Origin of the sequence: Luteibacter sp. NPDC031894, assembly GCF_050273135.1 — a bacterium.
In the GTDB taxonomy this organism is placed as follows: domain Bacteria; phylum Pseudomonadota; class Gammaproteobacteria; order Xanthomonadales; family Rhodanobacteraceae; genus Luteibacter.
This window is the reverse complement of the sequence record NZ_JBNNMV010000005.1, coordinates 78,884-90,617: the sequence shown is the minus strand read 5'-3', so window position 1 is coordinate 90,617 and position 11,734 is coordinate 78,884. Positions and strand designations below refer to the sequence as shown.

Genomic DNA, 11,734 nt, shown 5'->3' with positions numbered 1-11,734 from the left:
GTCGACCGGGTCGGTGGCCGGATCGGTGGGATACCAGTCCGTTGCCGCGTTGCGGCGCGTTTTCACCCACCCCATCGGCACGACGCAGGGCGAGTGGTGTCGGCAGTTTCGTCCAAAGACCGGCGTCTGACTTGACCGCCCGTGGTCCGGAGCAGCTAATACCCGTTTGGTCCGTCTCCCTTTTGCCAAGCGTACCCATGAGCGCCATCGCCGATACCGACCTCACCGACACCCGACCGCTCAATCGCAGTGACGCAAAGACGCTGATCCTTTCCGCGCTTGGCGGCGCGCTCGAGTTCTACGACTTCGTCATCTTCGCGTACTTCGCGAAGACCCTTGGTCACTTGTTCTTTCCGCCAGGGACGTCGGACTGGGTGGCGCAGCTGCAGGCTTTCAGCATCTTCGCGGTCGGCTACCTCGCGCGGCCGCTCGGCGGTCTCGTCATGGCGCACTTCGGCGACCGGGTCGGACGCAAGCGCATGTTCACGCTCAGCGTGTTCCTGATGGCGGTCCCCACCCTCATCATCGGCGTGCTTCCCACTTACGCGAGCATCGGCGTGCTCGCCCCCGTGCTGCTCACGATGCTGCGCGTGGTACAGGGCATCGCCATCGGCGGCGAGGTGCCCGGCGCCTGGGTATTCGTGGCGGAACACGTGCCGCGGCACCGCGTCGGCCTGGCATGCGCCAGCCTCAGTGCGGGCCTCACCGTGGGCATCCTCATCGGTTCGCTCGTGGCCGCGGGCATGAATGCGAGGATGTCGCCGGCGGAGATGCTCGACCATGGGTGGCGTATCGCGTTCCTCCTTGGCGGCGTGTTCGGCTTCTTCGCCGTCTACCTGCGCCGCTGGCTCAGCGAAACACCGGTGTTCGCGCGCATGCGCGAACGGAAGGAGCTGACGACCGAATTGCCGGCGTGGGTGGTGTTGCGCGACCACTTGCCATCGGTGTTGCTGTCGATGGTGGTGACGTGGGTGCTCACCGCGGCCATCGTCGTCGTGATCCTGATGACGCCGACGCTCATGCAGACCGCATTCCACGTGGCGCCGTCCCGCGCTTTCACCGCGGGCAGCCTCGCTGCGCTGGCGCTCTGCATCGGCTGCGTGCTCGGGGGTCTGCTCGTGGACTGGCAAGGCAAGGCGCGTGCGATGCTCCTCGCGTCGGTCGGACTGGCCGTGAGCACCTACGCGCTGTACATGGACCTCAAGGCGGGCGGTACGAACCTGTTCGTCCTTTACGCGCTCGCGGGCTTGTTCGCCGGCGTGGCGGGCATCGTGCCCGCCGTGCTCGTCGCGGCGTTTCCGCCCGCTATCCGGTTCTCCGGCATCTCGCTCTCGTACAACATCGCCTACGCCATCTGTGGTGCCGCCACGCCGGTGCTCGTGGGTTACCTGGCGAAGACGGCGGGCGGACTCGGTCCGGCCCATTATGTGGGCCTGGTGGCGTTGATCGGTGTCGGCAGCGCCGTTTACATGATGCGTGCACGTTCTCGCGGATGAACCGCCTGCAGGGCATGACGCCGTCGCCTTCATGACCTGATCGCTTCACGACTTTTTCATGGCTGTGACGGGCCGGCAGGGTCGCCGCTTCGTCCTAGTTGCGCCGGCCCTGCGCGTTGGGCATCCTTTTCCCATCGCGGCGATGCCGTCGCGCACACCGGGTCGTTCCCCGCGGCCCACCGTCGTCCTCCCACCGTCGCTCCAGACCCATGACTGACGTCATCACCCTAGGCTGGCGCGAACGGCTCGCTCTTCCGTCGTTCGGCGTTCCTGTCCTGAAAGCCAAGCTCGATACGGGCGCGCGCTCGTCGTCGCTGCACGTCGAGTGGCTCGACGTGGAAGAGCGAGCCGACGGCACCTGGCTGCGATTCCAGGTCCGCACGTCGCGCAAGGGTGGCTTGTCCGCGCCCTGTGAGGCGCGGGCGACCGGACGCCGTTCCGTGACCGATTCGGGCGGGCATACGACGACGCGCTGGTTCATCCAGACCGAAGTGGAGCTGGCCGGGCGCCGGTTTACCGCGGAGGTGAACCTGACCGACCGGCGGCACATGCTGTTTCCCCTCCTGCTCGGCCGCACCGCCCTCGAGGGGCGTTTCGTGGTCGATCCCTCGCTTTCCTACTCGCAGACGCCGCGCCGCGCCGTCCGGGACCCTTCATGAAAATCGCCATCCTGTCGCGCAACGCGCGGCTGTATTCCACCCAGCGCCTGGTGGAAGCGGCGCGCAAGCGCAAGCACACGGTGCGCGTCATCGATCCTCTGCGTTGCTACATGTGCATCGCGCCGCAATCGTTCGCCATCCACTTCAAGGGCAAGCCCCTGGGGCCCATCGATTGCGTGATCCCGCGCATCGGTGCGTCGAGCACGTTCTACGGCACGGCGGTACTCCGTCAGCTGGAATTGATGGGCGTGTACACCCCCAACCCTTCCGACGCCGTGCTCCGCGCGCGCGACAAGCTGCGCTGCCTGCAGTTGCTCGCGGCCCGTGGTGTGGACATGCCGGTGACCGCCTTCGGCGACAACCCGGACGACACGTCCGACCTGATGGCGATGCTTGGCGACCCGCCGCACGTCATCAAGCTGAACGAGGGGACGCAGGGCGCCGGCGTGGTCCTGGCGGAGAAGCGGTCGGCCTCGCAGAGCGTCATCGAGGCCTTCCGCGGCCTCTATGCCAACTTCCTCGTCCAGGAGTTCATCCGCGAGGCGAATGGCCAGGACCTGCGTTGCTTCGTCGTGGGCGACCAGGTGGTGGCGTCCATGCAACGGTCCTCGGCGCCGGGTGAGTTCCGCGCCAACCTGCACCGCGGCGGCTCGGCCGCCGCCGTCCAGCTGTCCGAAGACGAGCGCCGGGTGGCCGTCGAGGCCGCCACGGCCCTGGGACTCGAGGTGGCCGGCGTCGATCTGCTGCGTTCCTCGCGCGGGCCGCTCCTCCTCGAGGTCAACGCCTCCCCGGGGCTGGAAGGGATCGAGGGGAGCACCGGCGTGGACGTCGCCGATGCCATCGTCGCCCATTGCGAAGCGCGCCTGGCCGGCCGTCCGGTCGTTCCCAAGCCCCGCAAGGCCCGGTCCGCCAAGGGGTTAACGGCGTTTTAAAGGACGCTCCCCTATAAAGGTCCCACTGTGATTCCGCGACGCGGGGTGACGGTATCGGGGCAGTAGTTCTTTCGGCCCGGGCGGGTTCTCCCGCCCGGGCCTCTCTTTTGCCGCTGTCCGCTTCACGAATTCCCCGTTAAGCTTGCAGTCGCAATACTTATAAGACTCAAAGCGACCGCACAACGGAGTGCCGCATGCGCGTTCTGGTCATCGAAGACAATACCGACATCGCGACCAACATCGGGGACTACCTCGAGGACCGCGGCCACGTCGTGGACTTCGCCGGCGACGGCGTCACCGGGCTGCACCTGGCCGTGGTGCACGACTTCGACGTCATCGTCCTCGACCTCACCCTGCCGGGCATGGACGGCCTGGATGTCGCGAAGAAGCTCCGCCACGAGGCGCACAAGCAGACGCCGGTGCTGATGCTCACGGCCCGCGACTCGCTGGAGCACAAGCTCACCGGTTTCGAATCCGGCGCCGACGACTACATGACCAAGCCTTTCGCGCTGCAGGAACTGGCCGCGCGGCTCGAAGTCCTGGCGCGTCGTGGCAAGGGCCCGCAGAGCCGGGTGCTGAAGGTGGGTGGTCTCACCTACAACCTCGATACCCTGACCGTGACCCGCGAAGGCAAGTCGATCCAGCTGAACCCCATCGGCCTCAAGCTCCTGCAGGCGCTGATGGAGGCCAGCCCGTCGGTCGTCACCCGCCAGGACCTGGAGCAGCGCGTCTGGGGCGAGGAGCTTCCCGATTCCGATTCGCTGCGCGTGCACATCCACGGATTGCGCGCGGCGATCGACAAGCCCTTCGACAAACCCCTGATCCACACGCGTCACGGTATCGGATACCGCATGGTCGATCCGGATGCGGTCCAGGCGTAAGCTCCGTTTCCGACTGATCGTCACCTTCACGCTGTTCGGATTCGGGCTGAGCGCGTTGTTCGCGTTCGCCGCCCTCAACATTCGCGAACGCGTCGAAGAACAGCTGATCAATTCCGCCTTGCAGGACGAGGTCGATTCGCTCAACGCGAAGGTGCGGGCGAACCCGAACGAGCCCCCGCCATTCGAGATCGTGAAGGGTGCCACCTTCAGCGACCGGACCATCTACAAGGCGCCGCTGAACTGGCAGTCGCTCGCCACGGGCGTGCACGACCTTTACGAGACCGACAAGGACGAGAAGAGCCACCACTACAAGGTGGCCGTGCGTCGCGAGGGCGGGATCATCAGCTTCCTGCAGTTCGACGTGTCGCGCGACGAACTCGGCAAGCGCCAGCTCGTCACCAGCGTCATCGCCGCGGTGTTCCTGTTCGGCCTCATGTCGCTCGTCATCGGCGTGTGGCTGTCGTCCCGCGTGCTGCGTCCGGTCACCGACCTTGCGCGCCGCCTGCGCGACTTCCGCCGTGTCGGCAAGGCCGAGGCACTGGCACCGCACTTTGCGGATGACGAAGTGGGTGAACTCGCCGTGGCGCTCGACGAGTACGCGATGCGCCTTACCTCGGTGGTCGAGCGCGATCGGGAATTCAACTCCGACGTCAGCCACGAATTGCGCACGCCCCTCGCGGTCATCGCGAGCACGACGGAATTGCTGCAAGGCTCGCCCGACCTGACCGACAAGCTGCGCGAGCGCCTCAAGCGCATCGAGCGCGCGTCGCGCCAGGCCACCGAATTGATCGAAGCCTTGTTGCTGCTGTCGCGCGCCGAACGCCGTGGCCCCACGCGCGGCGAGACGACGGATGTGGCCAAGGTCGCCGCCGACGTCATCGAGAGCCAGCGTCCGCAGATGGGCGGTAAGCCGATCGAGATCGAACTGGTGTCGGACGGCTCTGTCACGGTCAACGCGCCGGCCTCGGTGGTATCGGTCGCCCTGACCAACCTGATCGGCAACGCGATCAAGTACACGATGGAAGGCATGGTCACGGTGCGCGTGCTCGACGGCCGCATCGACGTCATCGACACCGGTCCCGGCATCAAGCCCGAGGATGCGGAAAAGTTGTTCCAGCGCGGCATCCGCGGCGAGAGCGCCACCGGTGGTGGCGCCGGCCTCGGCCTGGCGATCGTGCGCCGCCTGTGCGAACTCTACGGCTGGGACGTCTCCCTGCGCCCGCGGCCCGAGATGGCCGGCGCCATCTCCACGATCGACTTCCGCTGACCGGTCCGTTGTAGGAACCGCCATTCGCAGGAAAACGCGAATGTTACCGCCGTCATCTCAACTGTCATCAGATCTTCATTCGGACGTCCGAACATGCGGCGCTTCCACGGCGCGTACCGGGCTGCCTCAGGGGAGGCTGGCTGCGGCGTGTCAGCGCAAGGAAGGACATCGCCTCTTGTTCAAGCAGACCGTTCTGGCCGCCGCCCTCGGCATGGCCTTCGCGTCCGTCGCGTGGGCGACCGATAACACCGTTCCCACGTCCGACACCGATCCCGCCGCGGCCAACCGCGCGAAGGCGCAAGACCTCGATGCCGTCTCGGTCATCGGCAGCGGCGAAACGCGGCAGGTGCAGCGCTTGCGTCCCGCCGACCAGAAGGTGCTGCCGCCGGGAACCAGCCTGCAAAAGGCCCTCAACACCTTGCCGGGTGTGAACGCACAGTCGGTGGACGCGCTGGGCAGCAACGAGCAGTCGATGACGCTAAGCCTGCGCGGCTTCAGCGGCACGCGCCTCGGCTATACGCTCGACGGCATGCCGCTGGGTGACAGTGCCTACAACAATTACAACGGCCTCACGATCAACCGCGCGTTGATTTCCGAGAACTTCGCTGGCGCAGAGCTTTCGGAAGGCATCGGGAACCTCGGTACACCGTCCACCAGCAACCTGGGCGGCACCATCGCCTACGCGTCGAACGATCCGGCGAAGACCATGGGCGGTCGCGTCGTACAGAGCTTCGGTAGCGACAACAACCGGCGCACCTTCGCCCGATTCGATACGGGCGAATACCATGGCTTCTCGATGTACCTGTCGGGCGCTCGCACCACGTCCGACCTGTTCAACCACCAGGACGCTTACAGCGGCTCGACCACGAAGCAGTTCAATGGCAAGGCCGTGTGGGACTTCGACGGTGGCCGCATCACCGGATTCGCCGACACGTCGAGGACGTCACAGGCCGATTACTTCTACCTCTCGAAGAGCGAACTCGCCCGTGGCCTCGGTTGGGACTGGGGCGGCTATGCACCGAACTGGCAGCGCGCGGTCGGCAAGGCGTACTGCAACGCGGGTACGTTCAACGCGAAGCTTTGCGACAGCAGTGGTGCCGACAAGGACGCGGATGGCGCGTTCACCGCCGGACAGATCCTCCGCAGCGACGACCTCTACTACCTCGCTGGCGACTTCTTTCCCAGCGATGCGGTGACGATCCACGCGCAGGTGTACCACCACGAGGATGCGGGCGAGGGCCATAACTGGAACAGCGGCACGTACTCCTATCCGGGCACGACGCGGCAGTTGCCGATCATCTTCCGTAACACGCTGTATACGATCAACCGGTCCGGCGCGATCCTGTCGGCCTCGTGGGACGTGGGTAACCAGCACGTCGAAAGCGGCGTGTGGTACGAGCACAACGTGTCCAGTGCCGCTCGCTACAGCAGTTACGTCACCGGGCCTCGCGACCTCAGCGGACCCATCGATACCACGCCGGACCTCGGTGTTTTCGACCAGCGCACCGTATGGAACACGCGTCAGGCTTTCCTGCAGGACACCATCCGCTTCCTTGACGACGCCCTTACTGTCGACGTGGGAGTGAAGAGCCCGCACGTGACGTCGCAGGCCACCGCGCTTCCGGGTGACGCCGTACAGCCGATCAAGCCGACGTCGAACAACCAGTTCGCCAGCGGCAAGCTCAGCGCGAGCAAAGCCATCCTTCCGCAGTTCGGCGTGCGCTATCGCATCGCGGACGGCCAAGAGGCGTTCGCGAGCTTCGCGAAGAACATCGCCATGTTCCAGGGCGGTTTCAAGCTCGGTCCGCAGGCGGTCAGCCAGGCGACCTGGGATACGCAGGGCGACCTGAAGCCGGAGAAGTCGCGCAGCCTCGAAGCCGGCTATCGCATTGAGACCGGCCCGGTCGCCGCGTCGCTCGCGGTGTACAAGGTTCGCTTCGACAACCGCCTCCTGCAGTACAACCCCTGCGACTCCCGCCAGCCGGTGGGCCCCGCTTGCGGTAACCGCTTCTACAACGTCGGCGGCGTCGACAGTCACGGTGTCGAGCTCACCTTCGTGTGGACGCCGACGGACCACCTGCGCTGGTACAACTCGGCGTCGTACAACCGCTCCACCTATGCCAGCGACTACGTGCAAGCCGGCACGGTCCAGCACACGAAGGGCAAGATCCAGACGGATACGCCCACCAAGCTGTTCGCCACGCAGATCGATTGGTCCGAAGGTCCGTGGTTCGCGTCGCTGCGTGGCAAGTACACGGGCAAGCGCTTCTACACCTACACGAACGACCAGGGTTTCGGTGGCTTCACGGTGTGGGGCCTCTCCGGCGGCTACGACTTCGGTCCGGTGTCGGTGGCCAAGGACGTCCGCCTTTCGCTCAACGTGACGAACCTCGGCGACAAACGCTACGCCAGCAACTTCGATTCCAGCGCCTTCGTACCCAGCGATCCGGCCGGCACCGCGTACGTGTTCCACGCGTCCGCGCCGCGCCAGTACTTCGCCACGCTCGACGTGCGCTTCTGATGCTGCGTCCGCTTGCCGGCCTCGCCGTCCTCTTCCTGTTCGGGAGCACGGCCGCCGCGCAGCATGGCGTGGTGCTCGTGCCGGACATCACCGCCACGCCGCTGCCGCGGGCGGTGGAGGCGGGCGGCGCCACCTATGTGGACAAGGGACTGGTCGCAGCCGGCTCGCTGCCGGCCGGCACGATCGATTTCCTTGGCGACACGCTGGGCTCGTTCTCCTCGCTGATGATCGAGCCAGGAACGTGGAGGCGGGACGGCGATACGTATACCGGTGTGCTTTGGACGCTGCCGGATCGCGGTCGCAACGATCCGGAGCACGGGCTGTTCTTCGACTACAAAGGGCGACTGCACCGGTTCCGTTTCCGGATGACGATGGCTGACGAAGCGGGTGAGGCGGCGCGGGTCGTTCTTACGCCGGACGGTGGCCGCGAGCTTCGCGACTTCCGTGGAAGGCCATTCACGGGCGCGGACCCGGGCACCGGGACGCGCAGCGAGCGGGGCATCGTCCTTCCGTCGCCGGTGGGAGGTGCCGGTGCGGGGAAGATATCGCTCGATGCCGAGTCGCTGCAGTTCACCCGCGATGGCGCCTTCTATGTCGGGGACGAGTACGCCGCCAACGTCTATCGGTTCGACAAGGACGGCGGGTTGACCGGGGTGATCGTGCCGCCGCGCGCGGTGCGTCCGCTGGATGCCGGCGGCAAGCCGGATTTCACGTCGCTGCGCCCTCCGGCGAGCGGGCGTCGCAACAACCAGGGCGTGGAGGGCATGGCCTTGTCGCCCGATGGAACGCGGCTCTTCGTCGTGCTCCAGAGTGCGCTCATACAGGACACGAAACCCGGCGACGCCGCGGGCCGCACGCTGACGCGCGTGCTCGTCTACGACGTGAGCCGCGACGCGACACCCCGGCGGCCGATGGCGCACTACGTGGTTCGCCTCCCCGCGTATGATGCCGACGGCGTGCGCAGCGCGGCGAACCGAACAGCGGCGCAGAGCGAGATCCGTGTCCTCGACGATCGGAGGTTCCTCATGCTGGCGCGCGATGGCGCCGGACTGGGCGCGGAAGGCGGCAAGCCGATCGTGTTCAAGAGCGTGCTGCTGGTCGACACCTCCGGTGCGACGAATCTCGCGGGCACGGCGTACGAGCATGGCACGGCGTCGCTACGGGGGGATGGTGGCGAGCTGCGCTCCGGCATCGTCACGGCGACCTGGGTCCCCTTGGTCAACCTGCTCGACCCGGCGGACCTCGCCCGCGTCGGCCTGTCGCTCGACCCGCACGCCAAGGGGAAGGCGCTTCTCTCGGAGAAATGGGAGGCCATGGACCTCGTGCCGGCGCTCGACCCCGGCCACCCCGACGATTGGTTCCTGCTCGTCGGCAACGACAACGATTTCATCGCAAGGCATTGCGTCATGGACGGCAAGCGCTGCGATTCGGCCTTCGACAACGACAACCGCATCCTCGTGTACCGGCTGAGCCTGCCGGTCGCGCGTTCCACCACCGCTTCCCACCACCACTGAAGGGTCATGCGCATGCTGAAACGTACGGTTCTCTCCCTGCTGTCCGCCACCCTGCTTCTGGGTGCGACGGCCAGCCACGCCAATTCGCCGGCCTATGTCGACAGCAAGGAGTACAAGGTGCTGCTGGACGCCACGCGCTTTGCCAGCAACCCCTCCAGCGCCGCCGCCACGCTCCTGCACGACGTATCCGCGCGCTTGTCGACGCTCGGCTTCGACAAGACCGTCACCGGCAACTTCAGCGCGGGCGATCGCGACACGCTTGCCTATTACGACACGCCGCACAGCTGCACGCTGATGAATCGCGGTTACTCGGTTCGCACGCGTGCCGGCGACCACGCGGACATCCAGTTCAAGTTCCGCCATCCGGACGAGGAACTGTCGTATTGGACCGACGTCAGCGGTGCGGGCAAGAACAAGGAAACGAAGCTCGAAACGGACGTGACGCCCGGCAACCTCGTGCTCGCGCACTCAACCAAGCAGGATGCGACCACCACGCCCACGACGGTCGCGGCGCTGATCAAGCAGTTCCCGGGAGCATCGGCACTCTCGGACATCTCCAGCGCCGGGCTGTCTCCGGTGGCGGGTGTCACGGTCACGCAGCAGGAATACGACGGCCCCGAATCGGACATCGGCGAATCGGTGGCCGAGTTCACCCTCACGCTGTGGTACGTCAATGGTGCCGCCGCGCCCGCGCTGGCCGAACTCTCGTTCCGCGTCGAAGCCGACGAGGACAACTACTTCACGACGCCGGTGCTCAATCGCTCGCAGGTGCTCAACAAAGCCATCGGCTCCATCGGCAATGGCTGGAACATCGCGAACGACGGCGGCAAGACGAGCTGGCTGTACGCCTATCGTTCGACGGCCTATCCGAACGGCTTCTGCAACTAAACCCGACTGCAGGAGCCGCCATGGCGGCTCCTGCAACGGTGTCAGAGCGGCTCGAGCCAGCCCCAGCGGTCGGCCGTCTTGCCGTTGAACAGGCCGAAGTACAGCTCCTGCAGGCGGCGGGTGATGGGGCCCGCCTTTCCGGTGCCAATCTTCTTGCCGTCCACCGAGCGGATCGGGGTGACTTCCGCCGCGGTGCCGCACATCAGGATCTCGTCGGCGAGGTAGAGGTATTCGCGCGGCAGGTCGCGCTCGACCACCTCGATGCCTTCCTCGCGCGCGAGGCACATCAACGTGTGCCGCGTGATGCCGGTGAGGATGGAGGCACTGGCGGGCGTGGTGTGCAGTGCGCCGTCGAAGACCAGGAACAGGTTCTCGCCCGCGCCTTCGCTAAGCAGGCCCGTGGATGCCAGGGCGATGCCCTCGCCAAAGCCGAGGCGGCGTGCCTCGCGTGCGATCAGCTGGCCAGAGAGGTAATTGCCGCCGGCCTTCGCGCCCGCCGGAATCGTGTTCGGCGCGAAGCGCTGCCAGCTGGAAACGCAGGCGTCGATGCCGTTCTCCAGTGCCTCGGGTCCGAGGTACGGCCCCATGGGCCAGGTCGCCACGGCCGTGTCGGTGGGGCAATCGGCGGAGAGGCCGAAACCACCCAGGCCGCGGAAGGCCACCGGCCGAAGGTAAGCGGCCCGGAGGTCGTTCTTCTTGATCACCTCGCGGCAGGCGTCGGCCAGTTCGTCCACCGAGTACGGAATCTCGATGTCGTAGATCTTGGCGGAGAGGTAGAGCCGCTTCAGGTGGTCGGTCAGGCGGAAGATCGCGGCGCCATCAGGCGTTTCATAGCTGCGAATGCCTTCGAACACCGACGAACCGTAGTGCAGCGCATGCGCCATCACGTGGACGGTGGCTTCGCGCCACGGCTTGATCTGGCCGTTCTGCCAGATCCATTCGGGGTAGTTCTGCGACATGGGAGCGCTCCGGAGGGGACCGCCCATGATAACGGGTGCCGCCCCGGGCCACATGGCGCGTTGCGTCAGTGCGCCTGCGGATGGCTCGCCGCCTTAGCCCGGTGGCCTCAGCCATAGGCAGCCGGAGTCGCGGACGACGGCGAAATGGGCGCGGCGGGTGGCGCCGTCTGCGCCCGGCATGGAGGTCACGGCGTCGATCCCGGCGCCCTCATTGCCTTCGAGGGATACCAGCGGCCGGCGAACCAGCGCTTCCATCGCCCGCAGGTTGTCCACGGCACTCGCGCTTCCGTAACCGTTCCACAAGATCAGGCCGCCGACACGGTTGGCGCTGCGCGCGGCGAAGGCCTGGGCCAGTCCGTCGCGTAGCTCCGCCATGTCCTTCGCGCAAAGCAGGCCCGCGGTCGGTCCGGCGGCCGACCTCGCTGCCACCGGCAGCAGCGAGGTCGCGCCCAGGTTCGCGCACGGCTGGTCGCTGAAGACCGGGCTTCCGTCGGCACCGACGCAGCGATAGATCGCCGTCTGCGCGGCGGCGGGCAAGGCGACGAACAGGAGGAGCAGCAGGACGATGGCGCGGATCACGGATGGCACGCGGTGGCTGGCGGTGCGCCATCATCCCC

Annotated in this window: 10 protein-coding genes; 8 read left to right on the top strand and 2 right to left on the bottom strand. The window is 66.6% G+C overall.

Annotation, left to right across the window (positions count from 1 at the left end):
• Positions 1-197: 197 nt before the first annotated feature.
• From ACQKIE_RS14050 to ACQKIE_RS14015, 8 genes are all read left to right on the top strand, one after another.
• Positions 198-1,496, top strand: a complete 1,299-nt coding sequence (locus ACQKIE_RS14050) for an MFS transporter (protein ID WP_427460118.1) — start codon at positions 198-200, stop codon at positions 1,494-1,496.
• 209 nt (positions 1,497-1,705) lie between these two features.
• The gene (locus ACQKIE_RS14045) at positions 1,706-2,155 is read left to right on the top strand and encodes an ATP-dependent zinc protease family protein (protein WP_427460116.1); all 450 of its coding nucleotides are present in this window, start codon (positions 1,706-1,708) and stop codon (positions 2,153-2,155) included.
• Positions 2,152-3,087, top strand: coding sequence for a 30S ribosomal protein S6--L-glutamate ligase (rimK, locus tag ACQKIE_RS14040; RefSeq protein WP_427460114.1), 936 nt, complete (start codon positions 2,152-2,154; stop codon positions 3,085-3,087). Before ACQKIE_RS14045 ends, rimK begins: the two co-directional genes overlap by 4 nt.
• Before the next feature lie 194 nt (positions 3,088-3,281).
• Positions 3,282-3,968, top strand: a complete 687-nt coding sequence (locus ACQKIE_RS14035; protein WP_427460112.1) for a response regulator transcription factor — start codon at positions 3,282-3,284, stop codon at positions 3,966-3,968.
• Positions 3,952-5,235 carry a sensor histidine kinase gene (locus tag ACQKIE_RS14030; RefSeq protein WP_427460110.1) on the top strand — a complete coding sequence of 428 codons (1,284 nt, stop codon included), beginning with the start codon at positions 3,952-3,954 and terminating at the stop codon, positions 5,233-5,235. Before ACQKIE_RS14035 ends, ACQKIE_RS14030 begins: the two co-directional genes overlap by 17 nt.
• 211 nt (positions 5,236-5,446) lie before the next feature.
• On the top strand, positions 5,447-7,756 hold the full coding sequence (locus ACQKIE_RS14025; RefSeq protein WP_427460497.1) for a TonB-dependent receptor: 2,310 nt from the start codon (positions 5,447-5,449) through the stop codon (positions 7,754-7,756).
• Positions 7,756-9,270: an esterase-like activity of phytase family protein gene (locus ACQKIE_RS14020; protein ID WP_427460108.1), complete on the top strand. Its 1,515-nt coding sequence runs from the start codon at positions 7,756-7,758 to the stop codon at positions 9,268-9,270. The genes ACQKIE_RS14025 and ACQKIE_RS14020 overlap by 1 nt, the downstream gene beginning before the upstream one ends.
• A 12-nt stretch (positions 9,271-9,282) precedes the next feature.
• A complete protein-coding gene (locus ACQKIE_RS14015; RefSeq protein WP_427460106.1) occupies positions 9,283-10,158 on the top strand; it encodes a hypothetical protein in 876 nt (291 codons plus the stop codon).
• A 41-nt stretch (positions 10,159-10,199) separates the two neighbouring features.
• Here the strand turns inward: ACQKIE_RS14015 and ACQKIE_RS14010 are convergent, their stop codons facing one another.
• On the bottom strand, positions 10,200-11,117 hold the full coding sequence (locus tag ACQKIE_RS14010; RefSeq protein ID WP_427460104.1) for a branched-chain amino acid transaminase: 918 nt from the start codon (positions 11,115-11,117) through the stop codon (positions 10,200-10,202).
• Between the two features lie 93 nt (positions 11,118-11,210).
• Positions 11,211-11,705: a DUF4124 domain-containing protein gene (locus tag ACQKIE_RS14005; RefSeq protein WP_427460102.1), complete on the bottom strand. Its 495-nt coding sequence runs from the start codon at positions 11,703-11,705 to the stop codon at positions 11,211-11,213.
• Positions 11,706-11,734 lie beyond the last annotated feature (29 nt).

Excerpts from the sequence above, each read along its gene's own strand:
- ACQKIE_RS14050 (WP_427460118.1), top strand. The coding sequence starts at position 198 with ATGAGCGCCATCGCCGATACCGACCTCACCGACACCCGACCGCTCAAT.
- ACQKIE_RS14045 (WP_427460116.1), top strand. The coding sequence starts at position 1,706 with ATGACTGACGTCATCACCCTAGGCTGGCGCGAACGGCTCGCTCTTCCG.
- rimK (WP_427460114.1), top strand. The coding sequence starts at position 2,152 with ATGAAAATCGCCATCCTGTCGCGCAACGCGCGGCTGTATTCCACCCAG.
- ACQKIE_RS14035 (WP_427460112.1), top strand. The coding sequence starts at position 3,282 with ATGCGCGTTCTGGTCATCGAAGACAATACCGACATCGCGACCAACATC.
- ACQKIE_RS14030 (WP_427460110.1), top strand. The coding sequence starts at position 3,952 with ATGCGGTCCAGGCGTAAGCTCCGTTTCCGACTGATCGTCACCTTCACG.
- ACQKIE_RS14025 (WP_427460497.1), top strand. The coding sequence starts at position 5,447 with ATGGCCTTCGCGTCCGTCGCGTGGGCGACCGATAACACCGTTCCCACG.
- ACQKIE_RS14020 (WP_427460108.1), top strand. The coding sequence starts at position 7,756 with ATGCTGCGTCCGCTTGCCGGCCTCGCCGTCCTCTTCCTGTTCGGGAGC.
- ACQKIE_RS14015 (WP_427460106.1), top strand. The coding sequence starts at position 9,283 with ATGCTGAAACGTACGGTTCTCTCCCTGCTGTCCGCCACCCTGCTTCTG.
- ACQKIE_RS14010 (WP_427460104.1), bottom strand. The coding sequence starts at position 11,117 with ATGTCGCAGAACTACCCCGAATGGATCTGGCAGAACGGCCAGATCAAG.